This is a genomic window from Cyanobium sp. NIES-981, from assembly GCF_900088535.1.
Taxonomy (GTDB): domain Bacteria; phylum Cyanobacteriota; class Cyanobacteriia; order PCC-6307; family Cyanobiaceae; genus NIES-981.
On record NZ_LT578417.1, the window covers coordinates 2,880,358 to 2,905,525 of the forward strand.

The 25,168-nt window shown below is 69.3% G+C and carries 28 protein-coding genes; 14 read left to right on the forward strand and 14 right to left on the reverse strand.

Translation table 11 applies throughout. The features are described from left to right. The first annotated feature begins 97 nt into the window (after positions 1 to 97). Entirely contained in the window at positions 98 to 460 is a 363-nt protein-coding gene (locus CBM981_RS14435) for an NAD(P)H-quinone oxidoreductase subunit M (RefSeq protein WP_087068962.1), read from the forward strand. Further along, a complete protein-coding gene (locus CBM981_RS14440) occupies positions 457 to 1,179 on the forward strand; it encodes a DUF3172 domain-containing protein (protein WP_087068963.1) in 723 nt (240 codons plus the stop codon). The genes CBM981_RS14435 and CBM981_RS14440 overlap by 4 nt, the downstream gene beginning before the upstream one ends. A gap of 39 nt (positions 1,180 to 1,218) precedes the next feature. Here the strand turns inward: CBM981_RS14440 and CBM981_RS14445 are convergent, their stop codons facing one another. Then, the gene (locus CBM981_RS14445; protein ID WP_087068964.1) at positions 1,219 to 2,202 is read right to left on the reverse strand and encodes a LysR family transcriptional regulator; all 984 of its coding nucleotides are present in this window, start codon (positions 2,200 to 2,202) and stop codon (positions 1,219 to 1,221) included. A 125-nt stretch (positions 2,203 to 2,327) separates the two neighbouring features. Between CBM981_RS14445 and CBM981_RS14450 the strand changes: the two genes are divergently transcribed. The 6 genes from CBM981_RS14450 (at position 2,328) to CBM981_RS14475 (ending at position 9,598) form a co-directional block, all read left to right on the forward strand. Further along, positions 2,328 to 3,029, forward strand: a complete 702-nt coding sequence (locus CBM981_RS14450; protein WP_087069470.1) for an NnrU family protein — start codon at positions 2,328 to 2,330, stop codon at positions 3,027 to 3,029. Positions 3,030 to 3,110: 81 nt separating this feature from the next. Next, positions 3,111 to 5,114 carry an NAD(P)H-quinone oxidoreductase subunit 5 gene (locus CBM981_RS14455; protein WP_087068965.1) on the forward strand — a complete coding sequence of 668 codons (2,004 nt, stop codon included), beginning with the start codon at positions 3,111 to 3,113 and terminating at the stop codon, positions 5,112 to 5,114. Between the two features lie 181 nt (positions 5,115 to 5,295). Beyond that, the gene (locus CBM981_RS14460; protein ID WP_172820962.1) at positions 5,296 to 6,873 is read left to right on the forward strand and encodes an NAD(P)H-quinone oxidoreductase subunit 4; all 1,578 of its coding nucleotides are present in this window, start codon (positions 5,296 to 5,298) and stop codon (positions 6,871 to 6,873) included. A gap of 100 nt (positions 6,874 to 6,973) precedes the next feature. Next, positions 6,974 to 7,375, forward strand: a complete 402-nt coding sequence (locus CBM981_RS14465) for a LapA family protein (RefSeq protein ID WP_087068967.1) — start codon at positions 6,974 to 6,976, stop codon at positions 7,373 to 7,375. 78 nt (positions 7,376 to 7,453) lie between these two features. Next, positions 7,454 to 8,380, forward strand: coding sequence for a segregation/condensation protein A (locus tag CBM981_RS14470; RefSeq protein WP_087068968.1), 927 nt, complete (start codon positions 7,454 to 7,456; stop codon positions 8,378 to 8,380). Between the two features lie 45 nt (positions 8,381 to 8,425). Beyond that, on the forward strand, positions 8,426 to 9,598 hold the full coding sequence (locus CBM981_RS14475) for an NDP-sugar synthase (protein WP_087068969.1): 1,173 nt from the start codon (positions 8,426 to 8,428) through the stop codon (positions 9,596 to 9,598). Between the two features lie 22 nt (positions 9,599 to 9,620). Here the strand turns inward: CBM981_RS14475 and CBM981_RS14480 are convergent, their stop codons facing one another. Continuing rightward, positions 9,621 to 10,553, reverse strand: a complete 933-nt coding sequence (locus tag CBM981_RS14480; protein WP_087068970.1) for a methylenetetrahydrofolate reductase — start codon at positions 10,551 to 10,553, stop codon at positions 9,621 to 9,623. Positions 10,554 to 10,631: 78 nt separating this feature from the next. Here CBM981_RS14480 and CBM981_RS14485 point away from each other — a divergent pair, with 78 nt between their 5' ends. Beyond that, a complete protein-coding gene (locus CBM981_RS14485) occupies positions 10,632 to 10,901 on the forward strand; it encodes a response regulator transcription factor (RefSeq protein WP_087069471.1) in 270 nt (89 codons plus the stop codon). A 33-nt stretch (positions 10,902 to 10,934) separates the two neighbouring features. Here CBM981_RS14485 and CBM981_RS15660 read toward each other — a convergent pair whose 3' ends face one another. From CBM981_RS15660 to CBM981_RS14530, 10 genes are all read right to left on the reverse strand, one after another. Further along, entirely contained in the window at positions 10,935 to 11,111 is a 177-nt protein-coding gene (locus tag CBM981_RS15660) for a hypothetical protein (RefSeq protein ID WP_172820906.1), read from the reverse strand. A 17-nt stretch (positions 11,112 to 11,128) separates the two neighbouring features. Continuing rightward, on the reverse strand, positions 11,129 to 11,713 hold the full coding sequence (locus CBM981_RS14490) for a CYTH domain-containing protein (protein WP_087068971.1): 585 nt from the start codon (positions 11,711 to 11,713) through the stop codon (positions 11,129 to 11,131). A gap of 48 nt (positions 11,714 to 11,761) precedes the next feature. Next, entirely contained in the window at positions 11,762 to 12,715 is a 954-nt protein-coding gene (locus CBM981_RS14495) for an NAD(+) kinase (RefSeq protein WP_087068972.1), read from the reverse strand. An 18-nt stretch (positions 12,716 to 12,733) separates the two neighbouring features. Beyond that, entirely contained in the window at positions 12,734 to 13,063 is a 330-nt protein-coding gene (gene nuoK / locus CBM981_RS14500; protein ID WP_087068973.1) for an NADH-quinone oxidoreductase subunit NuoK, read from the reverse strand. 39 nt (positions 13,064 to 13,102) lie between these two features. Then, positions 13,103 to 13,705 carry an NADH-quinone oxidoreductase subunit J gene (locus CBM981_RS14505; protein WP_087068974.1) on the reverse strand — a complete coding sequence of 201 codons (603 nt, stop codon included), beginning with the start codon at positions 13,703 to 13,705 and terminating at the stop codon, positions 13,103 to 13,105. Next, on the reverse strand, positions 13,702 to 14,325 hold the full coding sequence (gene ndhI / locus CBM981_RS14510; protein WP_087068975.1) for an NAD(P)H-quinone oxidoreductase subunit I: 624 nt from the start codon (positions 14,323 to 14,325) through the stop codon (positions 13,702 to 13,704). Before ndhI ends, CBM981_RS14505 begins: the two co-directional genes overlap by 4 nt. A gap of 82 nt (positions 14,326 to 14,407) precedes the next feature. Then, complete coding sequence (gene nuoH / locus CBM981_RS14515; protein WP_087068976.1) at positions 14,408 to 15,553, reverse strand: NADH-quinone oxidoreductase subunit NuoH; 1,146 nt, start codon at positions 15,551 to 15,553, stop codon at positions 14,408 to 14,410. 24 nt (positions 15,554 to 15,577) lie between these two features. Next, positions 15,578 to 16,762: a citrate synthase gene (locus CBM981_RS14520; protein WP_087068977.1), complete on the reverse strand. Its 1,185-nt coding sequence runs from the start codon at positions 16,760 to 16,762 to the stop codon at positions 15,578 to 15,580. A 93-nt stretch (positions 16,763 to 16,855) separates the two neighbouring features. Further along, positions 16,856 to 17,344 (reverse strand): phosphohistidine phosphatase SixA, encoded by a 489-nt coding sequence (sixA, locus tag CBM981_RS14525; RefSeq protein WP_087068978.1) that lies wholly within the window; start codon positions 17,342 to 17,344, stop codon positions 16,856 to 16,858. Positions 17,345 to 17,351: 7 nt separating this feature from the next. Further along, on the reverse strand, positions 17,352 to 19,049 hold the full coding sequence (locus tag CBM981_RS14530; protein WP_087068979.1) for a DUF3352 domain-containing protein: 1,698 nt from the start codon (positions 19,047 to 19,049) through the stop codon (positions 17,352 to 17,354). Positions 19,050 to 19,125: 76 nt separating this feature from the next. Between CBM981_RS14530 and CBM981_RS14535 the strand changes: the two genes are divergently transcribed. The 3 genes from CBM981_RS14535 (at position 19,126) to CBM981_RS15990 (ending at position 21,659) form a co-directional block, all read left to right on the forward strand. Further along, a complete protein-coding gene (locus tag CBM981_RS14535) occupies positions 19,126 to 19,470 on the forward strand; it encodes a rhodanese-like domain-containing protein (RefSeq protein ID WP_087069472.1) in 345 nt (114 codons plus the stop codon). A 217-nt stretch (positions 19,471 to 19,687) separates the two neighbouring features. After that, positions 19,688 to 20,608, forward strand: coding sequence for a heat-inducible transcriptional repressor HrcA (locus tag CBM981_RS14540; RefSeq protein ID WP_225867673.1), 921 nt, complete (start codon positions 19,688 to 19,690; stop codon positions 20,606 to 20,608). Positions 20,609 to 20,693: 85 nt separating this feature from the next. Further along, positions 20,694 to 21,659, forward strand: a complete 966-nt coding sequence (locus CBM981_RS15990) for a 20S proteasome subunit A/B (protein WP_087068981.1) — start codon at positions 20,694 to 20,696, stop codon at positions 21,657 to 21,659. Positions 21,660 to 21,674: 15 nt separating this feature from the next. Here CBM981_RS15990 and trpB read toward each other — a convergent pair whose 3' ends face one another. After that, on the reverse strand, positions 21,675 to 22,940 hold the full coding sequence (gene trpB, locus CBM981_RS14550) for a tryptophan synthase subunit beta (RefSeq protein ID WP_087068982.1): 1,266 nt from the start codon (positions 22,938 to 22,940) through the stop codon (positions 21,675 to 21,677). A gap of 85 nt (positions 22,941 to 23,025) precedes the next feature. On the opposite strand from trpB, the gene CBM981_RS14555 reads away from it, so the two are divergent. Further along, entirely contained in the window at positions 23,026 to 23,355 is a 330-nt protein-coding gene (locus CBM981_RS14555; RefSeq protein WP_087068983.1) for a translation initiation factor, read from the forward strand. 36 nt (positions 23,356 to 23,391) lie between these two features. On the opposite strand, the gene CBM981_RS14560 is transcribed toward CBM981_RS14555, so the two are convergent. Next, positions 23,392 to 24,222 (reverse strand): DUF3598 family protein, encoded by an 831-nt coding sequence (locus CBM981_RS14560; RefSeq protein ID WP_087068984.1) that lies wholly within the window; start codon positions 24,220 to 24,222, stop codon positions 23,392 to 23,394. Positions 24,223 to 24,262: 40 nt separating this feature from the next. Here CBM981_RS14560 and CBM981_RS14565 point away from each other — a divergent pair, with 40 nt between their 5' ends. Continuing rightward, complete coding sequence (locus tag CBM981_RS14565) at positions 24,263 to 25,168, forward strand: ion channel (RefSeq protein ID WP_087068985.1); 906 nt, start codon at positions 24,263 to 24,265, stop codon at positions 25,166 to 25,168.

The window sequence follows — 25,168 nt, forward strand, 5'->3', positions numbered from 1 at the left end:
CCGCGGCGGACGCGGCCGGCCGCGGGCGCGAAGGCTTGGGCTCTGCCCCGCGCGGGTGTTCCTAGAGTCGGGGCCATGGAGATGTCCTCGCCGATCCATGGCTGATTCCGGTCCTGCCGCGACCCTGCTCAAGTCCACCACCCGCCACGTGCGCCTGTTCACCGCCCGCGTGGAGGGGGCCGACCTGGTGCCCGATCCGGGCCAGCTCACCCTGGATGTGGACCCGGACAATGAATTCCTCTGGGATCAGCCTGTGCTCGAGAAGGTGCAGCAGCACTTCCGCACTCTTGTGGACGCCCAGGCCGGCGCCGATCTGAGCGAGTACAACCTGCGCCGCATCGGCTCCGAGCTCGAGGGGTTCATCCGCCAGCTGCTGCAGGCCGGCGAACTCCGCTACAACCCGGATTGCCGGGTGCAGAACTACTCCATGGGCCTGCCCCGTACCCCCGAAACCCTGTGAGCCGCTCGCCCAGCCGCTACGACGAGCGCCCCAGCGGTTACCGCCGCGGCGGTCGTGCCGACGCCGATGCCTACGACCGGGGTTATGCGGGCCGCAGTTCCGAGCGGGGGGCCGAGCGGGGCGCCGATCGCTACGGCCGCTACGCCGAACCCAGCCGGCGCCGCGGCGGAGGGGGCGGTCCGGGAGGTGGTGCTCCCGGAGGCCCCGGGGGCAATGGCCAGGGGGGCGGTCCGATTCAGTTCAACGTGGGCACCCTGGCCGTTCTGGCCGGCGTGCTGGTGGTGGGCATCGGCATCGGCACCGCCATCTCCAGCACCACCCAGGGCAACCAGGGGAACATCGCCAGCTCCCAGCAGCTCGACATGGCAGTGCCCGACCCGGAATTCTGCCGCCAGTGGGGTGCGAGCGCCTTCGTGATGGACATCGAGCTCTACACGACCATGAACCCGAGCTCGAGCTTCGTGACCCAGCCATCCCTCAAACCGGGCTGCGTGATTCGCCGGGAGAACTGGAGCGTGCTGCAGAAGGAGGGAGCCGTGACCTCCGAGCAGATGCGTCAGTGCAAACAACGCATGAACACCTTCGCCTACATCGGCTCGGTGAAGGACAAGCCGATCGTGCGCTGCGTCTACCAGACCGACATCACGGAGAACAAGTTCGTCACCAAGGGCGTGGCCGACGACACGGTGGGCATCACGCCGGAGGCCGGCCAGTTCTGACCCTGGATCAGGCCTGATCGGGAGCCTGGCCCTCGCCGCTCAGCCGGCGGCGGGTGCCGGCTCGGGCACAGCGGCCTGCAGCGGGCGACGCAGGGGGCTGTCCGGGCTGGCGAACACCGGCAGCACCTCCCGGCGGAAGGCGTCCGAAGCCCTGGAGCAGTAGCGGGCGGGGTGGCTGATCAGCTTCAGCTGGCGCCGCACCAGCAGATCGGCCACCTGGGGGCGGTAGAGGGTGCCGGCGGCCAGCTCCCGCTCGATGGAGACGACTGGCAGGAACGCCGCGCCCAGGCCGGACTGCACGGCGTTCTTGATGGCCTCGAAGGAGTTGAGCTCCATCTCGATCTTGAGCCGGGCCAGATCGAGTCCGGAGCGGGCCAGCAACTGGTCCACCATCTTGCGGGTGGTGGACTGGGCGTCGAGGCAGACGAAGGAGAGGCGGTAGAGATCCTCCTTGGTGAGTTCAGCCAGGCGGGCCAGGGGGTGCTTGGTGGGCAGCACCAGAGCCAGCTCGTCGCTCGCGTAGGGCACCACCTGAAGGAGCTCGGCCAGCTCGGGCGGCAGCTCCCCACCGATGATCGCCAGGTCGAGCTGGCCGTTGGCCACGCTCCAGCTGGTGCGCCGGGTGCTGTGCACCTGGAGCTGCACGGCCACATCGGGATACTTCTGGCGGAAGAGCCCGATCATGCGGGGCATGAGGTAGGTGCCGGTGGTCTGGCTGGCGCCCACGAGCAGCGAGCCTCCCTTGAGGTTGTGGAGGTCTTCCAGCGCCCGGCAGGCCTCCTGGCACTGGCTGAGGATGCGGTCGCAGTAGCTCAGCAGCAGATGGCCCGCCTCGGTAAGCTGGGCCTTGCGGCCGCCCCGGTCGAACAGGGAGACACTCAGCTGCTTCTCCAGGTTCTGGATCTGCAGGCTCACGGCGGGCTGGGTCACGTAGAGGCTGTCCGCAGCCTTCTTGAAACTGCCCTCGCTGGCGATCGCCCGCAGGATCCGGAGCTGGTCAAGGGTGAAGGGCAGATCTGCCATAGGGCCCGCCGGCCAGCACCAGGGTGCAAGCCGGAACTCTAGGTGGCCTTCCCGGCGGCAGAATCGCCAACTTCACATCCATCTCCCCCTTGCCCTCCAGCCCCCTCCACCACAGCAGCTGGGTGATGCTCGCCCTGCTGCTCACCTTCGCCGTGCTGCACAGCGGGGGCGCCTCCCTGCGGTTCTGGGGCGTGGCCCGGATCGGGGAGCGGGCCTGGCGGCTGCTCTTCGCTGGGGTGAGCATCCCCGCCGCCGTGGTGGTGGTGGGCTACTTCCTGGCGCACCGCTACGACGGTGTGCGCCTGTGGAACCTGCAGGAGCAGCCCTGGATCATTCCCGTGGTGTGGACGGGCACCGCCATCAGCTTTCTCTTTCTCTACCCCGCCACCTACAACCTGCTGGAGATCCCGGCGGTGCTCAAACCCCAGGTGAGGCTGTACGCCACCGGCATCATCCGCATCAGCCGCCACCCCCAGGCCGTGGGACAGGTGCTCTGGTGCGCCACCCACCTGCTCTGGCTCGGCACCAGCTTCATGGTGGTCACCTGCGCCGGGCTGATCGCCCATCACCTCTTCGCGGTATGGAACGGGGATCGCCGCCTGCGCAACCGCTTCGGCGCCGCCTTCGAGGAGCTGGAAGCCCACACCTCCGTTCTGCCCTTCCGGGCCGTGCTGGATGGCCGCCAGCAGCTGGTGGCCACCGAATTCCTGCGGCCGGCCCAGCTGGGGATCGCCATCGCCGTGGGCGTGTTCTGGTGGGCCCACCGCTACATCGGACTGGGGGCCACCGCCTTCTCGCGCACCGGCCTGGCCCACTGGCTCGGGTGAGGGCGGCCTGCTCGTAATCGCCCACAGGGAGCGGCGGGCACCGGCGCGCTGCCTACACTCTGCCAAGCCCGAGCCCGCCGGATGCCTTCAACCGCTGAACTCGCCTGGTTGATCCCGGTGCTGCCCCTGGCGGGGGCCTGCCTTGTGGGCCTTGGGCTGATCAGCTTCAACCGCACCGTGAACCGGCTGCGCAAGCCCGTGGCCCTGCTGCTGATCAGCTGTGTGGGGGCCGCGGCTGTGCTCAGCTTCGCGCTGCTGGCCGAGCAGCTCGCCGGTGCCGGCCCCACCGAGGTGCTGTTCAACTGGGCGAGCGCCGGCACGTTCAACCTGCAGATGGGCTTCCGCGTGGATGCCCTCGGCGCCGTGATGCTGGCCCTGGTCACCACCATCGCCCTGCTGGTGATGGTGTACTCCGATGGCTACATGGCCCACGACAAGGGCTATGTGCGTTTCTTCACCTACCTGGCCCTGTTCAGCAGCTCGATGCTGGGTCTGGTGATCAGCCCCAACCTGCTCGAGATCTACGTGTTCTGGGAGCTGGTGGGCATGTGCTCCTACCTGCTGGTGGGCTTCTGGTACGACCGCGACGGCGCCGCCAACGCCGCCCAGAAGGCCTTCGTGGTGAACCGGGTGGGGGACTTCGGCCTGCTGCTGGGCATCCTGGGCCTGTTCTGGGCCACCGGCAGCTTTGGCTTCGAGGAGATCGGCTCCCGCCTCGCCGAGGCCGTGAACGCCGGCAGCCTCAGCACCGCTGTGGCGGTGGTGCTCTGCCTGCTGGTGTTCATGGGTCCGATGGCCAAGTCGGCCCAGTTCCCGCTGCACGTGTGGTTGCCCGATGCCATGGAGGGCCCCACCCCGATCTCGGCCCTGATCCACGCCGCCACCATGGTGGCCGCCGGGGTGTTCCTGGTGGCCCGGCTGCAGCCGGTGTACGACGCCTTCCCGGCGGTGAACCTGGTGATCGCCGTGGTGGGCACCATCACCCTGTTCCTGGGGGCCTCCATCGCCCTCACCCAGATGGACCTCAAGAAGGGCCTCGCCTACAGCACCGTGAGCCAGCTCGGTTACATGATGCTGGCGATGGGCTGCGGCGCCCCCGTGGCCGGCATGTTCCACCTTGTGACCCACGCCTTCTTCAAGGCGATGCTCTTCCTGGGATCCGGCTCGGTGATCCACGCCATGGAGGAGGTGGTGGGCCATGAGCCGGTGCTGGCCCAGGACATGCGCCTGATGGGCGGCCTGCGCCGCTACATGCCCGTGACCAGCGCCACCTTCCTGATCGGCTGCGTGGCGATCAGCGGCATCCCGCCCCTGGCTGGCTTCTGGAGCAAGGACGAGATCCTCGGCCAGGCGTTCAACAGCTTCCCGATCCTGTGGGCGATGGGGTTCATCACCGCCGGCATGACCGCCTTCTACATGTTCCGGCTCTACTTCCTCACCTTCGAGGGCCCGTTCCGCGGGGGCGACAAGGCCATCCAGGCCCAGCTCATGCTGGCCGCGGGCCGCAGCGCCGAGGAAGCCCACCACGACGGCCACGCCGACCATCCCCATGAATCGGGCTGGCAGATGGCCATGCCCCTGGCCGTGCTGGCCGTGCCGTCGGTGCTGATCGGGCTGCTGGGCACGCCCTGGAACAACCGCTTCGCCACCCTGCTCGACCCGGAGGAGGCGGCACACATGGCAGCCCATTTCAGCTGGGGGGAATTCCTTCCCCTGGCCGGCACTTCGGTGGCGATCTCCACCGCCGGCATCGGCCTGGCGGTGCTGGCCTACGCCCTCCGCCGGATCGATCTGGGCCAGGCCGTGGCCGGGCGCTTCCCGGCCGTGAACGCCTTCCTCGCCAACAAGTGGTATCTCGACGCCATCAACGAGAAGCTCTTCGTGCAGGGCAGCCGCAAGCTGGCCCGCTCGGTGCTGGAGGTGGATTCCAAGGTGGTGGATGGCGTGGTGAACCTCACCGGCCTGGTGACCCTGGGCAGTGGCGAGGGGCTCAAGTACTTCGAGACCGGCCGGGCCCAGTTCTATGCCCTGATCGTGTTCGGGGGGGTGATCGCCCTGGTGGTGCTGTTCGGCTCGCTGGGCTGAGGGCTTCGGCCGAGAGCGCGCGGGGCGCGCCACACGCACTCAGTGCCTCTGCCCAGCGAGCCTCGCGCCGCAGCGAGCGCACCCTCAGCAGGAGCCTACGGACTGTGTGCCTCCCCCCACCGTAGGAGTGATCACCTAGCCGGCATTTCTACACTCCGGCCAACGGAGCCCTTTGGATTCAGTGCCTTTCCCCTGGCTGAGCGCCGCGATCCTGTTCCCGATCGGTGCGGCCCTGCTCATCCCCTTCGTGCCCGACAAGGGCGACGGCAAGCAGGTGCGCTGGTACGCCCTCGGCATCGCCCTCACCACCTTCCTGTTCACGGTGGCGGGCTACCTCACCGGCTATGACCCCGCGGTGGAGGGTCTGCAGCTGGTGGAGCGGGTGGAGTGGCTGCCCGACCTGGGGCTGGCCTGGTCGGTGGGGGCCGACGGCCTCTCGATGCCGCTGATCCTGCTCACCAGCTTCATCACCGCCCTGGCGGCGCTGGCGGCCTGGCCGGTGAGCTTCAAGCCCAAGCTCTTCTATTTCCTGCTGCTGGCCATGGACGGCGGCCAGATCGCGGTGTTCGCCGTGCAGGACATGCTGCTCTTCTTCCTGGCCTGGGAGCTGGAGCTGATCCCCGTGTATCTGCTGCTGGCGATCTGGGGGGGCAAGAAGCGCCAGTACGCCGCCACCAAGTTCATCCTCTACACGGCCGGCAGCTCCCTGTTCATCCTGATCGTGGGGCTGGCGATGGCCTTCTACGGCGGCGACACCAGCTTCGAGTACACGACGCTGATGGCCAAGGAGTTCGGCACCAGGTTCCAGGTGCTCTGCTACGCCGGCCTGCTGATCGCCTTCGGCGTGAAACTGCCGATCGTGCCGCTCCACACCTGGCTGCCGGACGCCCACGGCGAGGCCACGGCGCCGGTGCACATGCTGCTGGCCGGCATCCTGCTCAAGATGGGCGGCTATGCCCTGCTGCGCTTCAACGTGCAGCTGCTGCCGGAAGCCCACGCCCAGTTCGCCCCGCTGCTGGTGGTGCTGGGGGTGGTGAACATCATCTACGCCGCGCTCACCTCCTTCGCCCAGCGCAACCTCAAGCGCAAGATCGCCTACAGCTCGATCAGTCACATGGGCTTCGTGCTGATCGGCATCGGCAGCTTCAGCGACCTGGGCACCAGCGGAGCAATGCTGCAGATGATCAGCCACGGCCTGATCGGCGCCAGCCTCTTCTTCCTGGTGGGCGCCACCTACGACCGCACCCACACCCTGCAGCTCGATGAGATGGGCGGCGTGGGCCAGAAGATGCGCAAGATGTTCGCCCTCTGGACCATCTGCTCACTGGCCTCCCTGGCCCTGCCCGGCATGAGCGGCTTCGTGTCGGAGCTGATGGTGTTCGTGGGCTTCGTCACCAGCGAGGCCTACACCCTCAGCTTCCGGGTGGTGATGGCGATTCTGGCCGCCGTTGGCGTGATCCTCACGCCGATCTACCTGCTCTCGATGCTGCGGGAGATCTTCTTCGGCAAGGAGAACGCCGAACTCTCCTCCCACACCCATCTGGTGGATGCCGAACCGCGCGAGATCTACGTGATCAGCTGCCTGCTGGTGCCGATCGTGGGCATCGGCCTCTACCCCCGGATCATGACGGACAGCTACCGGGCGTCGATCGAGGCCCTCGTGCAACGGGAAACCCTGGCCATGGGCCGGGTGATTCACCCTCCGGCCAGCAGCCTGATCCGCCAGCCCCTGCTGCAGGCCCCGGGCCTGCCGGGATGACCCCTGCCGGCGTAACAGAACCCTGCGGTTGCCCTGCCCCCCTTTCGGCTGGCAGCCCAACTGCGTACGCTCCTGATCCCAGTGCGTGGGGTGTGCCCGCATGAAACAGCTGAACTTCCTGCTGATCTTCAGCTTCGGTCTGGCGACCGTGATGTTCACCCTGGAGAACACGGCGGCCACCACCGTGCACTTCCTGCCGGGCCTGTCCGCCACCATGCCCCTGGCGGCCCTGCTGCTGGTGGTGGGCGGCATCGGGGCCACGGCCGCCTGGGTGTTCGCGGTGTGGACCGGCGTGGTGCGCAAGGTGGAGGCGATGCAGAACCAGAGCGACTTCGACGCCCAGCAGGTGCGCATCCAGGAGCTGGAGAACGACCTGCAGCGCTACCGCGCCACGGTGGATGCCCAGCTGGGGCTGCTGCCGGCGGCGGGCCAGAGCTCCGCCCAGGCGGCTGGCCGCGATGGCGAGCCGAGCTCCACGGACGACGGGAGCAGCAGAGGCTGAGCCTGCCTGCCAGGGGTGGTCCCCCGGCTCCAGCACCGGTAGCTTGAGGCGGCTCACCCTTGCGACAGCGGCACAGGATTGACCGACGGGGGCGCCAGGCTGGCCATCCGGCTGCTGCAGGATGCGGCCGAACGGGGGGATCTCGACCCCTGGGACGTGGACGTGATTGCCGTGATCGACGGTTTTCTCGACCAGTTGCGCCAGCGCATCGCCGTGCCGCGCCTGGTGGCGGCTACCGCCAGGGGCGGCAGCTACGAGCAGGATCTGGCGGAAACCAGCGAGGCCTTCCTGGCCGCTTCCGTGCTGGTGAGCCTCAAGGCTGAAGTGCTGGAGGCCAGCACCTTCCCCCAGGAAGCGCCACCGGAGGCGGACTTCGACCTCGGCTTCGAAGCGGAGGGCCAGGGTTGGATCATCGATCCCGCCCTGCAGCTGCCGCGCCGGCCGGAACGGCACCTGTGGCGGCGGCCCGTGGCACCGCCCCCCCTGCAGCGACCGGTGACCCTGGGCGAGCTGATCCGCCAGCTTGAGGACATCGCCGAACGGCTCGAACAGGATGCAGGCCGCCCGCGGCAGCGCCAGCGCCAGCGCCGCTACAGCGAGCGGGCGGCGATTGCCCAGGTGGCCGCCCTGGCCCACCGCGAAAAGCTGCCGGAAACCACCGCGGCCCTCAGCCGCTTCCTGCTGCGCTGGCCTCCGGCCCAGGAGTGGGTGGATTTCGAGCGGCTGGTGGGAGCCTGGAGCCAGGCCGCGCTGGAGCCCGCCCAGGCCGGTGAGGACGATCTGGACAGGGACCGGGTGGGGGTGTTCTGGGCCCTGCTGTTCCTCTGCCATCAGGGCAAGGTGGACCTGGAGCAGCAGGGCGGCCTGTTTGGCCGCCTCAGCCTGAGGCGATGCGCGGAGACCCGGGCGGAGCCCCTGGTGGACGCCCAGACCGGAGCAGGCCTGTCCCACCTGGCCGCATCCGGGTCAGCTCCCCGGCCGGCCGCTGAACAGCTCGTGGCATGAACCGGCGCCTAAGGTGGGGCCTCCGACCAATGAGAGTACGCGCCGATGAAGGCGATGATCCTGGCGGCTGGCAAGGGAACCCGGGTGCGTCCGATCACGCACACGATTCCCAAGCCCATGATCCCCATTCTGCAGAAACCCGTGATGGAGTTTCTGCTGGAGCTTCTGCGGCAGCACGGCTTCACCGAGATCATGGTGAATGTCTCCCACCTTGCCGAAGAGATCGAGAACTACTTCAGGGATGGCCAACGCTTTGGCGTGGAGATTGCCTACAGCTTCGAGGGCCGCATCGAAGACGGTGAACTGATCGGCGATGCCATCGGTTCGGCTGGAGGTCTCAAGAAGATTCAGAACTTCCAGACGTTCTTCGACGACACCTTCGTGGTGCTCTGCGGTGACGCCCTGATCGATCTGGATCTCACCGAGGCCGTGCGGCGCCACCGCGAGAAGGGCGCCATGGCCAGTCTGATCACCAAGCGGGTGCCGCCCGACCAGGTGAGCAGCTACGGCGTGGTGGTGACCGATGCCGATGGACGGGTGCGTTCCTTCCAGGAGAAGCCCTCGGTGGCAGAGGCCGCCAGCGACATGATCAACACCGGCATCTACATCTTCGAGCCGGAGGTGCTGGACTTCATCCCCAGCAACGTACCGTTCGACATCGGTTCCGACCTGTTCCCCAAGCTGGTGGCGGCGGGGGCCCCCTTCTACGCCCTGCCGATGGAGTTCGAATGGGTGGACATCGGCAAGGTGCCCGACTACTGGCAAGCGATCCGCAGCGTGCTGCAGGGCCAGGTGCGCCAGGTGCAGATTCCAGGGAAAGAGGTGAGGCCAGGCATCTTCACCGGGCTGAACGTGGCTGCCGACTGGGACAAGATTCACGTGGAAGGCCCGATCTACGTGGGCGGCATGACCAAGATCGAGAACGGCGTCACGATCATCGGGCCAGCCATGATCGGCCCCAGCTGCCAGATCTGTGAGGGCGCCACGATCGACAACTCCATCATCTTTGATTACTCCCGCATCGGTCCCGGTGTGCGCCTGGTGGAGAAGCTGGTGTTCGGCCGCTACTGCGTGGACCGCAACGGGGATCACTTCGACCTTCAGGAAGCCGCCCTCGACTGGCTGATCACCGACGCACGCCGGCTGGACGTGGTGTCGCCAAGTCCGCAGCAGAAGGCGATGGCCGAACTGCTCGGCAGCGACCTCAGCCTCACCTAGTCACCGTGGCGCCCAGCCTCACTCAGAGAAGCTGGGGAGCACGGGCGGGAATCCCGGTGCCGCCCGCTGTCTCTGGCAACGGGGCCAAGCCCGCCCTGGCCAGGATCAGGGGGATGCGCTCCTCCGCCTTGATCGCCATCACGTGCACCCCCTGGGCGATCTCCAGGTAACGGGCCACCTGCTCCGCCGCGATCGCCACGCCCTCCGCGGCGGGGTCAGAGGCGGCTGCCAGCCGATCGATCAGGGTCTGGGGAATGTTGGCCCCAGGCACCACCCGGTTGATGAACAGCGCGTTCTTGGCGGACTTCAGCAGGAACACCCCAGCCAGAACGGGCAGGCCCAGCGGAGCGGCGATCTCCTCCACAAAGCGGCGCAGGGCCTCGGCATCGGTGACCATCTGGGTCTGCACGAAGCGGGCCCCGGCCCGCTGCTTGCGGCGCATCCGTGCCTTGAGCCCACTCCAGCTGGGGCTCTGGGGATCCGCCGCCGCCCCCGCGAAGAAGGCTGTGCCGCCATCCGGCAGGGAGCCCTTCACCGGGTCCTGACCGGCGTTGAGGCTGGCCACCAGTTGCAGCAGCCGCACCGACTCCAGCTCGTTCACGGGCCGGGCATCGGGCTGGTCGCCGGCGCGCACCGGATCGCCCGTGAGACAGAGCAGATTGCGCAGGCCGAGGGCATGGGCGCCCAGAAGATCCGCCTGCAGCGCAATGCGGTTGCGATCGCGGCAGGCCATCTGCAGCACCGGCTCGATGCCGGCCTCCAGGAGCAGGCGGCACATGGCCAGGCTGCTCATCCGCATCACCGCCCTGCTGCCATCGGTGACATTGACGGCATGCACCCAGGGACGCAGCGAGGCCGCCGCCGCCAGGGTGCGCGCGGGATCAGCGCCGCGGGGCGGAGTGACCTCAGCCGTGATCGCCGGCAAACCACGGGTGAGGGCCTGTTGGAGCAGCAAGCCAAGCTTCGCGTTGCAGGCCCATCATGCGGCAGGGCACTGCCTAGAGTGGGCTTGCGCCTGTGCGGAGCCTGGTCGATGGGCAGAGAGCTCCAGCAGTCTCAGGAGCGGGACCTCTCGGAGCGGGAGCTCGAGATCATTGGGCTGGTGGCCGAGGGGCTCACCAACCAGGAAATTGCCAGCTCGCTCACCATCAGCAAGCGCACCGTGGACAACCACGTGAGCAACATCTTCACCAAGACCGGCGCGAAGAACCGGGTGGCCCTGCTGAACTGGGCCATGGACCACGGCAAGATCTGCCGGGACGGGTTCAACTGCTGTGCGCTGGACCAGCCAGAGGACGAGTGAGTCCGGACAGCCAGGACCCCAGGCGACAGGACGTCAGGCGATGGCCGGGGCGCCCTCGGCCCTTGCATCGAGGGGATGAACCACCACAGCGACACTCTCCAGACTGAAGCTGTCCTCAGGCAGAGCGAACAGCTCGGCGTAGGCCAGACAGTCGTCCCGATCGCGCCCGGAGAAGCGCAGCACTCCCTGGCTGTCGTAGAGGCCGACCAAGACGATCCTTAAGAAACTCAGCTGATTGTATCCGATGCAACGGGGGGAACGGCGAACCACGCCGGCAACCGCGCCCGCTGCAACGAACTCCACCGCAGCAGCGGCTGCCGCGCCAGCGCCGCGTTGCTGAGTTCGTGCCGGCCCGTCACCTCCTCACGGCACCAGCACGGCACGCTCACGTGCTGATCGTGGCTCTCCAGTTCCACCTCCGCCACCACCAGCGGGGCGTTCTCCCCCTCGAACACATCCACGACCCAGGCCCCCCCCGGCAGATCGAGGCCATGGCGCCACTTGCTGATCCGCTCGCTCGCCATGGCCATCAGGGCCAGGGCATCCTCAGCCGGAATGGCGTACTCGAACTCCTGGCGCACGATGCCCTCCCTCGCCGGGGCGGCCGGCATCGACTGCGGGGGACGGGCCTTGAGCGTCAACCAGGCCCCATCGCTGGCCCCGGGCGTGTCGAAGACCGTACGGCGCACCCGCAGGGTCATCCCGTCGGGGCGGGCCACCAGGTAACCCTGGTCCAGCCGGGCCCGCCAGCACACATGGGGCTGCCAGCCGTCGCCATCCACCAGGAACCGGCGCTCGATCTCCAGGCCCATCGGTGAACTTGAGGGAGGTCCCCATTGTGGAACCCAGTGGCGTGGGGCTCAGTTATGGGAGGGCTCGGCCGCCACCAGGCTGCCGGCCCAGTGCAGCTTGTGGGTGAGCGTGCGGTAGTAGGAGGGGCTGCGCTCCAGGATGAGCATCTTGGCCGGATGGCCGCAGCGCTGCACGATGGCCCGGTCTCCCGGTTCCAGCGTGGTGGCATGGGCGCCGTCCTGCCAGAGATTCACCCGACGGCTCGACTCCCCCAGGGGCCACACCGACAGCTGGGCCCGGGGCGGCACCACCAGGGCGCGGCTGGAGAGGCTGATCGGGCAGATCGGCGTGACCACGATCGCCTCGATGCCCGGGTGCAGGATCGGGCCGCCCGCCGCCATGGCATAGCCCGTGGAGCCGGTGGGGGTGGCGATGATCAGACCATCGCCGCGGAACTGGTCCACCACTTCGCCGTCGATCTCCAGCTCCAGCACGCAGGTGGGGGAGCGTTCATCCAGCCCCGGCCGGAAGTAGACGTCGTTGAGGGCCAGATGGCGGGGCTGGGAGGCCGGTCCGACCCCATCGCCGCGGTCCACCCGGGCCTCCAGCATCATGCGGCTCTCGATGGCGAAGCTGTCGTCCCGCAGCCGCTGCCAGAGGCTGCGCTGGTCGTCATCGTCCGACCGTCGCCGCGGCTGCTCGCCACTGAGGCGCAGCAGGCTGCGGTGGTGGGTGAGAAAGCCAAGGTGGCCGCCCACGTTGAAGCAGAGGATGGGCACGGCCAGGGGGCCCAGATGGCGGGCCGCCCCCAGCACGGTGCCGTCCCCACCGAGCACCAGGGCCACGTCGGGCAGCTCCCCCTCCGTGGCCAGCAGGCCGGGAAAGGGATCCTGGGCCTGTCCGCTGGTGGCCGTGACCACGGCCACCCCCTGGGAGCGGAGGTCAGCGGCGCAGCGCTGGGCCTGACGCTGGGCAGCCTGGCTGCCGGAACGGGCGATGAGCCAGACGCGATCCAGCCGCATGAAACCTGGGGGGCCGGATCACCAGCGCAGGAGGTTGAACCGCTCCATATCCACGGTCTCGCGGTTGCGATACAGGGAGAGAAGGATGGCGAGGCCGACCGCCGCCTCCGCTGCGGCGACCGTGATCACGAAGATCGCGAACACCTGGCCGCGCACCAGGGCACCATCGAGGTAGCTGGAGAAGGCCATCAGGTTGATGTTCACGGCATTGAGCATCAGCTCGATGCTCATCAGCACCCGCACGGCGTTGCGGCTGTTGATCAGGCCCCACACCCCGGTGCAGAACAGCACGGCGGCAAGCACCAGGTAGGCCTGAAGCGGGATGGCGGCGGGAAGACTCAGCTCCATGGGGCGCAGACGGGGCGGAACAGCGAAGGTGGGAGAGGATCAGCGGCCGGACTGATCCAGCAACAGGGGGGTGCGGGCCTTCTCGATCAGGCCCTGATCCACGGCTTCCCCAGTGACGATGTCCGCACTGAAGACGTCCCGACGGGCCAGCACGATGGCACCGATCATGGCCATCAGCAGCAGCACCGACGCGAGCTCGAAGGGAAGCAGGTAATCGGAGAACAGGTGCTCGCCGATGCGGATGGTGGCCTCCTCGCCCACGGGCAGCGGCCCCGGCAGGGCCCAGGGGGTGGTGACGGCCACCCGGATCAGCAGCACGAACAACCCGCCACACACCAGTCCGGAGAGGGCGCGTCTCAGGGCCAGCCCCTTGATCACCGAGAGGTCTTCCCGCTTGTTGACCAGCATGATCGCGAACAGGATCAGCACGTTGACGGCGCCGACATAGACCAGCACCTGGGCCGCGGCCACGAAGCTGGCGTTGAGCATCAGGTAGAGACCGGCCACCGAGAGAAACACACCGGCCAGCAGGAAGGCGGAATAGACGATGTTGGGCAGCAGCACCACGCCCAGGGCGCCCAGCACGAGGGTGGTGGAGAGCACCGCGAAACAGATGAACTGGGTGGTGGAAGCGATGGTCATCGTGCGTCTCCCTCGGAGCTGGGGGCGGAAGGCTCGGCCGCCTGCATGCCGGCCAGAACCTGCTCGGGCAACTGGCCGGCCCGGGGTGTGGTGTCGGGCACGCCATGGGGATCCATCGCGCCCTTGGGCAGGTAGGCCAGTTCCCGCAGGGCCACCACGGCCGGGTCGCTGGTGACGCTGGTGGGGAGGCGGCCGAGGGCGATGTTGTCGTAGTTGAGGCTGTGGCGATCGAATGCCGCCAGCTCATACTCCTCCGTCATGGAAAGGCAGTTGGTGGGGCAGTACTCCACACAGTTGCCGCAGAAGATGCAGACCCCGAAATCAATGGAGTAGTTGCGCAGCTCCTTCTTCTTGGTGGCCTTGTTCATCACCCAATCCACCACCGGCAGGTTGATGGGGCAGACGCGCACGCACACCTCGCAGGCGATGCACTTGTCGAACTCGTAGTGAATCCGGCCCCGGTACCGCTCCGAGGGGATCAACTTCTCGTAGGGGTACTGGACGGTGACGGGGCGGCGGCGCAGGTGATCGAAGGTGACCGCCAGCCCCTGGGTCATGTACTGGGCAGCACCCACGGCATCGCGGGTGTAGTCACCGACTTTCTTGAGGAACCCGAACATGAGCGGAAGGCAGGTAACGGGGAGAGGCGAGAGGTTGGCGCCACCCGGGCCATGATGGCCCAGGCGTCCTTGGCCTGGAGGGTCAGCCGCCGAAGAAGGCGGGGAAGGCCAGCTTGAGGCCGGCGGTGACCAGCAGGTTCACCAGCGCGATCGGCAGCAGGAATTTCCAGCCCAGATCAAGGAGCTGGTCGATGCGCACCCGGGGCGTCGTCCAGCGCAGCAGGATCGCCAGGAACACCAGCAGGTAGGCCTTCAATACGGTCATCACGATGCCCACGGACGCGGTGATCACCTGCACCGCGGGAGCATCGATGGGCTGGCCCAGCCAGCCGGCCAGCCATTCCACCGGCAGGGGGAAACCCCAGCCCCCCAGGTAGAGCACCGACACCAGCAGGGCCGAGAGCACCAGGTTGATGTAGCTGCCCAGATAGAACAGGGCGAACTTCATGCCGGCGTACTCGGTCTGGTAGCCGGCCACCAGCTCCTCCTCGGCTTCGGGGAGGTCGAACGGCAGGCGCTCGCATTCCGCAAGGGCACAGATCCAGAAGATCACGAAGCCCACCGGCTGGCGCCAGATGTTCCAGCTGAGGATGCCGGCGCCCGTCTGCTGATCGACGATGTCGACGGTGCTGAGCGAGTTGCTCATCATCACCACCGCCAGCACCGCCAGGGCGAGGGGTATCTCGTAGCTGATCGACTGCGCGGCCGCCCGCAGACCACCGAGCAGGGAGTACTTGTTGTTGGAGGCATAGCCGCTCATCAGCAGGCCGATCGGCTGGATCGAGCTCAGGGCGATCCAGAGGAAGATGCCGATGCCCACGTTGCTGATCAGCAGGTGCTGGCCGAAGGGCACCACCAGCCAGCTGAGGATCACAGGGATCAGCACCAGCACCGGCCCCAGGGTGAACAGCAGCCCATCGGCCCGGGCCGGAATCACGTCCTCCTTGAACAGCAGCTTGAGGCCATCGGCCATCGGCTGCAGCACCCCGAGGGCGCCGGCGTACTCAGGGCCGATGCGCTGCTGCACGGCAGCCGAGATCTTGCGCTCCAGCCACACGTTCACCAGCACGCCCACCACGGCGGCCACCAGCACCAGCACCATGGGCAGGGGCAGCCAGAGCAGATGGGCCGCCCCCGGGCTCAGCCCCAGCCCCTGCAGGGCTGACACGAAACTGGACTCCAGGTCCAGGCCCACGGCCGTGTCCAGGCCGGTTGCAGAGCTCAGCATCGGATTGGCTCGGATCGCAGCAACTTAGCGGGCTTCCAGCGGAACCCAGTCGCGGGGATCAGCGCCGGTGTAAATCTGCGACGGCCGGAAGATGCGGTTGGCACCAAGCTGCTCCTTCCAGTGGGCCAGCCAGCCGGCCGTGCGGGCGATGGCGAAGATGGGGGTGAACAGGTCGCGGGGGATGCCGAGCTTGCGGTACACCAGGCCCGAGTAGAAGTCGACATTGGGATAGATCCCTTTCGGCCCCAGGCGTTCAGCGGCCACCTCCTCCAGCTTGCGGGCCAGGTCGTAGAGGGGATCGTGGCCGAAGCGGTCGAACAGCTGCTCGGCCAGCCCCTGCAGGATCACGGCCCGCGGATCCTTCACCTTGTATTCGCGGTGACCGAAGCCCATGATTTTCTGCTTCTGGGCGATGGCCTGGTCGAGCCAGGGTTCCACCTGGTCGTCGCTGCCGATCGCCTCCAGCATGGCCAGCACATCCTCATTGGCGCCGCCGTGCAGGGGACCGGCCAGGGTGCCCACGGCCGAGGCCACCACCGCATAGGGATCGGTGAGGGTGCTGGCCGTGACGCGGGCGCTGAAGGTGCTGGCGTTGAGGCTGTGCTCGGCGTGCAGGATCAGGCAGGCATCGAAGATGCGGGCCGCCAGGGGGTCGGGCTCCTGTTCGGTGAGCATGTACAGGAAGTTCGAGGCGAACGCCAGATCGTCGCGGGGCTGGATCGGATCCTGCCCTTTGCGGATCAGCTGGAACGCCGCCACCATCGTGGGGATCTTGGCGATCAGCCGCACCACCGCCTCGGCGATGTACTCCGGGTTGTCGAGGGCGCGCCTCGAATAGAACAGCCCCAGCGAGGCGGCGCTGCTCTGGAGCGCATCCATCGGGTGGCCGGTGGCCGGGAAGCACTTCATCATGTCCCGGATGCGGAAGCTCACCCGGCGGTGCATCTGCACCTCGTGCTCGAACTGGCGCAACCGCTCGGCGGTGGGGAGCTCACCCCAGATCAGCAGGTAGGTGGTTTCCAGGAAGGTGCTGTGGGCCGCCAGCAGGCCGGCGTCGTAGCCCCGGTAGGTGAGCCGCCCCTTCTGGCCGTCGATGTCACAGATGGCCGACTGGGTGGCCGGCACCCCCTCCAACCCAGGCCGGAACGGCGGTGCGGCAGCGGCACCAGCGGTGCTGCCGGGGACACTGTCGCTGACGCTGCCTGCCATGCCGGGAGGAACACAAGTGGCCAGAACCTACGGCTGGGACCGGTGGCCCCGCCGTGCCCGGCCACACCGGAGTGGCAGCGGCCCGGCGCCCGCCTAGGTCCCCAGCAGCTGCCGCGGCCCAATCAGCAGACGCAGGCGCCAGGGACCCTCCAGCGAGGCGGACGAGGACTGCAGCCAGGCCAGACCCGCCTTCTTGAGCAGGAGAGTCCCTGGCGCCGCCCCGATCAGGTGGGCCGCCAGATCCCCGAGATCCGGCTCATGGCCCACCAGGACCAGCCGCGCCTCCGCGGGGAGCCCGGCCAGCTGGCCCCGCAGGCCGGCCAGGCCAGACCCTCCCGGCTCCAGGGCGGCAGCCTCCTCCAGGGAGGGCGCCAGCCCCGCCTCGACGGCCAGCGCCGCGGTCTGGCGGGCCCGCACCAGGGGGCTGGTGAGCAGGCGATCGGCCCGGAGATCCAGCGCCACCAGCCTCTCCACCACAGCCCTGGTGCGCTCGACACCCTCGGCCGTGAGCGGCCGCAGGGCGTCGGGACGATCCGCTCGGCGTTCCTCGGCGAGGCCATGGCGCAGCAGGAAGAGGTTCATCCTGCGCTCAGGCGTAGCGCAGGGCGGCCACCAGATGGACGCCAGGGCCGGGGCCCGCTGCGGGCTCCAGCGCCAGGGCCAGCCCCGTCACCGGGGTTTCGAGGGGCTGACCGGCGAGGCCGGCGAGCAGGCGCCAGGCCGGCCACCGGCGCAGGGCCGCCTGGGCCGGGCCCCCATCGGAGGCCCACTGCAGCGGAGCGCCGGGAAGCCCCAGGCCCTCCAGGGCCCGCCACTGCGGGCGGGGGCCCGCGCCACCCGCCTGCCGCTCCTCCAGCACGGCCAGGGTCTGGCCCCACCAGGCCTGGGCGCCCTCAACCTGCCGGGCACCGGCAACGCTCACCGCCAGCTGGGTGGTGGCATCGCGCCGGCGGCGGGGACGGGGAAGCGCGTCGAGATGGGTCCACACCTGCAGGCTCTGGTGGCTGGGTCCATCAAGGCTGGAGGTCACCAGGCCCAGGGGCCCGAGGGCCGGCTCCAGCACGGTGGGATCGGGATCCCCGGCCGGTGTGGCGATCAACCAGCCCAGGGGACCACGGCTCCACAGCAGGGGGCCGGAATCCTCAGCGGCCAGCAGGGCCGGCAGGGGGCCGTCGGTGTCGGGATCCAGGCTCCGCTGCAGCAGGGCGCGCCAGGGGGCGGGCCAGTGGGCGGGATCCTGCAGCAGGGCCACCGTGTGCAGCTCCCCATGCAGCCCTGCGGTGAAGGCGGCGGCATGCTCCGGATCCAGGCGCGACGACCAGGCGCGCGGAGGCCCGGGCAGGGAAGCCGGGGAGGGATCCGGCGGGGAATCCAGGGAGGGATCCAGCGAAGATGCCGAGGGGGTCGTGGACTCCTGCGGATCGGCCGCCAGCGCCACCAGGGCCTCCAGCTGGAGCTGGCGGCCCCGGGGCGAGAGGGCCGCCACCACCGACTGGATGCCCCCGCCAGCCCCCCCCTGCGGTGCTGGCGGGGGAAGCCCCAGCCAGGATTCCAGACCTGCAGGACGGACATGCAGCAGCACGGCACCACGGGCAAGGCGCCCCAGTGCCTGCCGGAATGCCGGATCGGCGGCGAGATTCAGCTCATCGATCTGGGACACGTCCAGGGCCTGCTCCAGCACCCCACGCCCGGAGGCCAGCAGAACCAGGTCGTCATCGATCAGGGCCGTGGCGATCGGCACGGGCTCACGGCCCACCAGGGCGCCCTGGCCGCTGATCAGGCCCATGCCGCGGTAGCTCGACACCTGGAGACCAGTGCCGGCGAGGCTGCGGGTCTGCCAGAAGCGCTGCAGAAAGCGGCGGGCTCCATCCCCGTCCCGGCTCTGCAGGGCCAGCAGCCAGCCGTCCGGGGGTTGGCCAGGCTCGCTGGCGAGCAGGGCCACGCCGGTTTCCCCCCCCAGCCAGCCGGCCAGCTCGCCGCGGTAGTCGAGTCCCGCGGCGGCGAAGGCTCCATCCCGCAGCCGTGCCACGGCCTCGGCGGCCTGGCGGCGTTGGCGGGTGGGCGCCAGGGCCCTGGCGTAGTCGACCGGCAGCTCGGCATCCGCCTGCAGGAAGAGCCCCAGGGCCGCATCCCGCGGCACGAAGCGAGCCGAGCGGGGCAGGCTGGGCGCCTGGACCTGGAGCTGCAGTGGGGATCGCTGCCAGAGCAGCCAGCCGGCCGTCAGGGCCAGCCCCAGCAGCGACAGGGTCACGGCCAGCACCACCGCCAGGAAGGGGCGGGTCCTCATCCGTTCAAGCGGGCATGGATGCGCCCGGACATGCGCCCAAAGCAGGATGGCCCCATCCTGCACCGAACCCACGCCCGTGCCCACGCCCGTCAGCATCACGGCCCCTGCGCTGCACCAGCGCCTCGAGGCCGGAGAGGCCATCCAGCTGGTGGACGTGCGCGAGACGGCGGAGCTGGAGCTGGCGAGGCTGCCCCACCCGGTGATCCACCTGCCACTGAGCCAGTCGGACCTCTGGCTGAGCCGGCTGGAGCAGACGCTCGAGCGCGACAGGCCCGTGGCCGTGCTCTGCCACGCCGGCATCCGCAGCTGGCAGTTCGCCTGCTGGCTGATGGAGCAGCACCACTATCCCCACGTCTGGAATCTGGTGGGCGGGATCGACGCCTGGAGCAACCAGGTGGATCCGACCGTGCCGCGGTACTGACCCGCAGGAGCGAAGCGCAGGAGTGAAGCTCGGGGCTGAAGCGGGGTGTGCGCCGCGTTACTGACCCCACACGCTCTGGCCCGACGGCCCCTGCCCCTCCCTACCATCCGGCAACCCCCCGCGGGCGGCTGGGTTGACCCGGAACCACTCCCCCCGACAGCTCTCCCGACGCCAGCAGGAAGTGCTGCAGCTCGCCGTGCGTCACTACGTGGACACCATGGAGCCCGTGGGCAGCAAGACCCTGGTGCGTCGCTTCGGTCTGCCCGCCAGCTCGGCCACCGTGCGTTCCGCCATGGGGGCTCTCGAGCAGCGGGGGCTGCTCACCCAGCCGCACACGTCGGCCGGCAGGGTGCCGAGTCAGCAGGGCTACCGGGAATACGTGGACCGGTTGCTGCCGGCCCCGGGGGTGGCGGCGCAGCAGCTCGAACGGGAGCTGGCCGGGCTGAGCCTCACCTGGACGGCGCTCGACGATCTGCTGCTGCACCTCAGCCGCCGTCTGGCGGACTTCACGGGCCTGCTGAGCCTGATCACCCGGCCCCAACGCCCCCAGCAGCGGCTGCAGGAACTCCGCCTGGTGCCCAGTGGCGATCGTCTGCTGGTGTTTCTGGTGGAAGGTCCGGCCAGCGGCGGCAGCCTGAATCTGCGGCTCCCCCCGGAGGCCGCGACCCAGCTCAGCCGGCTGGAATCCTGGACCAACCGCCAGCTGCGCGCCCATCCCGAGGCCCCCATCCCCTGGCACCTGCTGCCGGCGGAGCTGCGCCGCAGCGGCGATCTGCTGCGCCAGGCCCTGGACGTGCAGAAACCGCTGCACAGGGAGGGCGGCTCCGCCGTGGCGAGCGGCCTCGGCGGTCTGCTGGCCCAGCCGGAATTCAGCCAGACCGCCAGCCTGCGCCCCCTGGTGCAACTGGTGGAGGACACTCCGCAGCAGCTGCTCGGCCCCCGGGCCGATGCGATCTGGATCGGTCAGGAGCATCCCCACGGTGCCCTGGAGCGCTGCGCGGTGGTGCAGGCCGCCTACGCCACCGGCGATGGCGCCCATGGCCACGTGGCGCTGGTGGGACCGATGCGGATGGCCTACGCCACGGCCCGGGCGGCGGTGCAGTCGGTGGCCTCCACCCTGTCGCGACTGCTCAGCTGACCCGGGCAGCACCTGGCCGTCCTGTGATCCGGAGACCGGGAGGGGCGATCATCAAGGACCGCAGGTTTCCTTCCAGGTTCCAGGCATGACTTATTGCGTCGCATTCCTGCTGGATGCCGGACTGGTGTTCGCCTCGGATTCGCGCACCAACGCCGGGGTCGACTACATCTCCACCTACAGCAAGATGCACGTGTTCCAGCCGGCCCCGGACCGGCTGTTCGTGCTGCTGGCGGCCGGCAATCTCGCCACCACCCAGGCGGTGCTCAACCAGATCCAGCGGGATCTGCGCCGCCATGGTGTCGGACCGATGGGCAACGCCGTCCCGGGCATGCCGGTGGGCAGCGGCCCTGGCATCAGCGGCGAGGCGGGGGACCCGCCACTGCAGACCTCCGTGTTCGTGGGGCTGAGCGATCCGGCGCCCGCGGCCGTGACCGTGGCACCGGAAGCCGGCCAGCCCATGGGCACCAGCACGCCGCCTTGCCGGCCGCCTGCGGCCATCCCCCCGCCGGAGGAGGACGGCGAACCCGCCAATCTGGTGACGGCCCGCTACCTGTTCGAAGCCGCCGACTACGTGGGCCGCATGAGCGTGGCCGTGCAGGACCAGCACAAGGCCTCGCTGCACCAGTCCGGAGCCAGTGCCGAGGCCAGCTTCATCCTCGGCGGCCAGATCGAGGGCGATCGGCATGGCCTCTACCTGATCTACCCCCAGGGCAATGCGGTGATGGCCACGCGGGAAACTCCCTTCCTGCAGATCGGCGAGAGCAAGTACGGCAAGCCGCCGCTCGATTTCGTGGGCCATTGCGGCCTGTCGCTGGAGGATGCGGCCCGGCTCTGCCTGATCTCCCAGGTGATCACCCGCCGCTCGAACCTCTCGGTGGGCCCGCCCTTCGAGCTGGCGCTGATGCCGGCCAATGGCCTGAAGATCACCCGCCGGATCAAGCTGGCCAAGGGGGCACCGGAGATCGGCCGCTCGATGCAGGTGTGGGCGGCCTGCATGCAGGAGGGCCTGCGCCGGCTGCCGCGCTTCGCCTGGGAGGAGGACCCGCTCTGAGCGCAGCGGCCGCGCTCAGCCGCCCAGCTGGGCGCCGAGGCGATCGGCCACGGTGTTCACGTCCTTGTCGCCGCGGCCGGAGAGGTTGAGCACCACCTCGGTGCCCGGCGCCAGGGTGGGGCAGAGGGCATCGAGGGCGGCGAAGGCGTGGGCGGTTTCCAGGGCCGGGATGATGCCCTCCAGTTCGCTCACCAGGCGCAGGGCCTGAAGGGCCTGCTCGTCGGTGACGGCCAGGTACTCGGCCCGGCCGATCTCCCGCAGATAGCTGTGCTCGGGGCCCACTCCCGGGTAGTCGAGGCCGGCGCTGATCGAGTGGGCCTCCTGCACCTGGCCCTCGCCGTCCTGGAGCAGCAGGCTCATGGCGCCGTGCAGCACCCCGATCCGCCCCTCGGTGATGGTGGCGGCATGGCGGCCGCTGGCCACCCCCTCGCCGGCGGCCTCCACGCCCACCAGCCGCACGGCGGTGTCCTGCACGAAGGGATGGAAGAGGCCCATGGCGTTGGAGCCCCCGCCCACGCAGGCCACCAGCACATCCGGGAGCCGGCCGAAGGCGTCCTGGCACTGGGCCTTGGCCTCCTTGCCGATGCAGGCATGGAAGTCGCGCACCAGCATCGGGTAGGGGTGGGGGCCGGCCACCGAACCGAGGATGTAGTGGGTGGACTCCACGTTGGTCACCCAGTCGCGGATGGCCTCGCTGGTGGCGTCCTTGAGGGTGGCGGTGCCGGCCGTGACGGGCTGCACCGTGGCGCCCAGCAGCCGCATGCGGAACACGTTGAGGGCCTGGCGGCGCATGTCCTCGGCGCCCATGTACACCACGCACTCGAGACCGAAACGGGCGCACACCGTGGCGGTGGCCACGCCGTGCTGGCCGGCGCCGGTCTCGGCGATCACCCGCTTCTTGCCCATGCGCAGGGCGAGCAGGGCCTGGCCCAGGGCATTGTTGATCTTGTGGGCGCCGGTGTGGTTGAGGTCCTCGCGCTTCAGCCAGAGACGCGGCCCTCCTTCGGGGCGGGCGTAGTGGGCGGTGAGCCGCTCGGCCTCGTAGAGCGGCGTGGGCCGGCCCACGTAGGTGCGCAGCAGGTGATCCAGCCGGCCGGTGAAGGCGGGATCGGCCCAGGCCTCGGCGGCGGCGGCCTCCAGCTCCGCCAGGGCCGGCATCAGGGTTTCGGGCACGTACTGCCCGCCGAAGCGGCCGAAGCGGCCGGCCGGGTTCGGACGCACCTCGGGCTGCAGGGAGGCGGCGGTGAGCGAGGAGGCGGCAGAAGGAACGGTGCTGGTCACGCGCGGGCCACCGGAATCATCGGATCGCCTCAGCGTAGGCAGCAGGGCTGAGAGAAGATGGGCGCGCAAGCGGGGGCGGGATGCGATGGGCACCAAGGGGGGCTGGCAGGAGTTCGGCAGCCTCAGCCAGCCGGCCAGCCTCGAACGCCCTGACTCCGCTCCCCTCCCGAAGGTCCAGCAGCGCGTGCGGGTGCAACGCACCAGGGCGGGCAAGGGCGGCAAGCTGGTGACGGCCATCACCGGCCTCGAGGCCGGGGAGGCCGAGCTCAAGGCCCTGCTGAAGCAGCTCAAGGCGGCCGCCGGCACCGGCGGCACCCTCAAGGCCGGTGGGATCGAACTCCAGGGGGATCAGGTGAGCGTGGCGCTCGCTGCCCTGCAGCAGGCGGGGTATCGGCCGAAGCAGGCCGGAGGCTGATCCCAGCCCTGCCCCCCGGTCAGGGGGACATCGGTTTCAGGCCACCCGGGTCTCGATCAGGTGGCTGGCGGACACCCATTCACCGCGATCGTTGTAGCGGCGGATCAGGCGCTGCCGTTCGGTGGGGGAGCTGAGCCAGCCCGCCTCCACCGTGAAACCCTCCCGGTGGCTCACCTGCAGCGGCACCAGGCTGGAGCCGCCATCGGGCAGAAGATTGAGCTGCCGGGGCCGGGAACCTCCGATCGCCACGACGGAGCCCTGCAGCCTTCCTTCCAGCACCTCCGGCGTCCCACCCAGCTCGGTGGTGAAGCGCAGCCCCTGCCCCGGCAGTGCCTCGATGCTGGTGCGGCACTCCGCCTGGCTCGGCACGGGCCAGTCGGCCTCCACCGTGGCCGCCTGGCCCACCCACGTGCCCACCAGCTGCTCCGGGCTGAGGGCAGGACGCTCGACGGCCTGACTGCCGGCGCGGAATTCCCGGATCAGCACGAGGGATTCGAAGGCACCGCTCTCGCCGTGGAGCTGCACCAGCCGCCAGCGGCGGTCGTGGCCCACGAAGCCGAACTCGGCTCCGGAACGGGTGGCGGGAGCCACCTGGAGCGAGCCCTTGGAGAAGCTGCCGTTCTCGAAGAACACCACCTGTTTCCCCAGGGAGCGGTACTCCTGCTGGTGGTCCTGCAGGGGCGGGGTGTCGTAGCCGCCATCGCCGTAGCGGCGCAGACGGAACAGCACGCAGCGGCCCTCCTCCCGGCTCTCCAGCGTGAGGATCGAGGCCGTGGAGCCCAGCAGATTGCCCTCACGGTCGAGATTGGCGAAGCTGCCGCGCCACTCACCGAGGTTGCGGCGGAAGTTCTCCCACTGGTTGCCCATCACCGGATGCTAACGATGGCGCAGAGCGGCAACGGAGCCGATGGCCAGGGTCCAGCACCTGCGGCGCCAGCAGGGCCTCCTCACCACCCAGGGGAAACCGCGCTGGTGGCGCCACTGGCGGGAGCCCTACCTCCTGGCCCTCTCGATCTCCTGGCCCCTGTTCCTGGGCCTGCTGGCGCTGGTGTATCTGGCGATCAACCTGGTGTTCGCCGGGCTCTACCGGCTCGACCCCGGCGGACTGGCGGGCACCGCCGGCGGCAGGGCCAGCTTCGCCGAAGCGTTCTTCTTCAGCGTGCAGACCCTGGGCTCGATCGGCTACGGCGCCCTGCACCCGGTGAGCCTGGTGACCAACCTGCTGGTGACGGCGGAATCCTTCAGCGGTGTGCTGTTCCTCGCCCTCAGCACCGGCCTGGCCTTCGCCCGCTTCTCGCGCAGCAGCGCCCGCATCCGCTTCTCCCGGCTGGCGGTGGTGCACCCCTACAACGGCACGCCGATGCTCAGCTTCCGGCTGGCCAACGAGCGGGGCAACCACATCCTCGAAGCCCGGGTGCGGGCCTTTCTGGCCGTGGATGAGATCAGCCAGGAAGGGCACCGGATGCGCCGGCTGCGGGCCCTGCCCCTGGAGCGCGACCAGGGGATCGCCTTCCTGCTGGTGTGGACGGCCCAGCACCGCATCGATGCCGCCAGCCCGCTGCACGGCCTCACGCCGGACGATCTGACCGCCCGCAACGCCGAACTGGTGGTGGCCTTCAGCGGCATCGACGAGACGATCGAGCGCCCCGTGCACAGCCGCTGGAGCTGGGCGGTGGAGCAGATCGGTTACGGCCTCTGTTTTCTCGACATGGTGGAAACCGAGGGGAACCTGCACCGCATCGACTGGTCGGCCTTCGATCGCACCCGTCCCTGCCCGCTCGAGCCGCGCCGGGTGCCCCACCGCCAGGGCTGA

What these genes read in the sequence shown, in the direction of transcription:
- CBM981_RS14555 (WP_087068983.1), top strand. Translation starts at nt 23,026, where the DNA reads ATGGGCACCAAGGGGGGCTGGCAGGAGTTCGGCAGCCTCAGCCAGCCG.
- CBM981_RS15990 (WP_087068981.1), top strand. Translation starts at nt 20,694, where the DNA reads ATGACTTATTGCGTCGCATTCCTGCTGGATGCCGGACTGGTGTTCGCC.
- CBM981_RS14565 (WP_087068985.1), top strand. Translation starts at nt 24,263, where the DNA reads ATGGCCAGGGTCCAGCACCTGCGGCGCCAGCAGGGCCTCCTCACCACC.
- CBM981_RS14505 (WP_087068974.1), bottom strand. Translation starts at nt 13,705, where the DNA reads ATGACCATCGCTTCCACCACCCAGTTCATCTGTTTCGCGGTGCTCTCC.
- CBM981_RS14495 (WP_087068972.1), bottom strand. Translation starts at nt 12,715, where the DNA reads ATGCGGCTGGATCGCGTCTGGCTCATCGCCCGTTCCGGCAGCCAGGCT.
- CBM981_RS14560 (WP_087068984.1), bottom strand. Translation starts at nt 24,222, where the DNA reads ATGGGCAACCAGTGGGAGAACTTCCGCCGCAACCTCGGTGAGTGGCGC.
- sixA (WP_087068978.1), bottom strand. Translation starts at nt 17,344, where the DNA reads ATGAACCTCTTCCTGCTGCGCCATGGCCTCGCCGAGGAACGCCGAGCG.
- CBM981_RS14530 (WP_087068979.1), bottom strand. Translation starts at nt 19,049, where the DNA reads ATGAGGACCCGCCCCTTCCTGGCGGTGGTGCTGGCCGTGACCCTGTCG.
- nuoH (WP_087068976.1), bottom strand. Translation starts at nt 15,553, where the DNA reads ATGCTGAGCTCTGCAACCGGCCTGGACACGGCCGTGGGCCTGGACCTG.
- ndhI (WP_087068975.1), bottom strand. Translation starts at nt 14,325, where the DNA reads ATGTTCGGGTTCCTCAAGAAAGTCGGTGACTACACCCGCGATGCCGTG.
- CBM981_RS14445 (WP_087068964.1), bottom strand. Translation starts at nt 2,202, where the DNA reads ATGGCAGATCTGCCCTTCACCCTTGACCAGCTCCGGATCCTGCGGGCG.
- CBM981_RS14520 (WP_087068977.1), bottom strand. Translation starts at nt 16,762, where the DNA reads ATGGCAGGCAGCGTCAGCGACAGTGTCCCCGGCAGCACCGCTGGTGCC.
- CBM981_RS14540 (WP_225867673.1), top strand. Translation starts at nt 19,688, where the DNA reads ATGGAGCCCGTGGGCAGCAAGACCCTGGTGCGTCGCTTCGGTCTGCCC.
- nuoK (WP_087068973.1), bottom strand. Translation starts at nt 13,063, where the DNA reads ATGGAGCTGAGTCTTCCCGCCGCCATCCCGCTTCAGGCCTACCTGGTG.
- CBM981_RS14485 (WP_087069471.1), top strand. Translation starts at nt 10,632, where the DNA reads ATGGGCAGAGAGCTCCAGCAGTCTCAGGAGCGGGACCTCTCGGAGCGG.
- CBM981_RS14490 (WP_087068971.1), bottom strand. Translation starts at nt 11,713, where the DNA reads ATGGGCCTGGAGATCGAGCGCCGGTTCCTGGTGGATGGCGACGGCTGG.
- CBM981_RS14455 (WP_087068965.1), top strand. Translation starts at nt 3,111, where the DNA reads ATGCCTTCAACCGCTGAACTCGCCTGGTTGATCCCGGTGCTGCCCCTG.
- CBM981_RS14435 (WP_087068962.1), top strand. Translation starts at nt 98, where the DNA reads ATGGCTGATTCCGGTCCTGCCGCGACCCTGCTCAAGTCCACCACCCGC.
- CBM981_RS14465 (WP_087068967.1), top strand. Translation starts at nt 6,974, where the DNA reads ATGAAACAGCTGAACTTCCTGCTGATCTTCAGCTTCGGTCTGGCGACC.
- CBM981_RS14475 (WP_087068969.1), top strand. Translation starts at nt 8,426, where the DNA reads ATGAAGGCGATGATCCTGGCGGCTGGCAAGGGAACCCGGGTGCGTCCG.
- CBM981_RS14450 (WP_087069470.1), top strand. Translation starts at nt 2,328, where the DNA reads ATGCTCGCCCTGCTGCTCACCTTCGCCGTGCTGCACAGCGGGGGCGCC.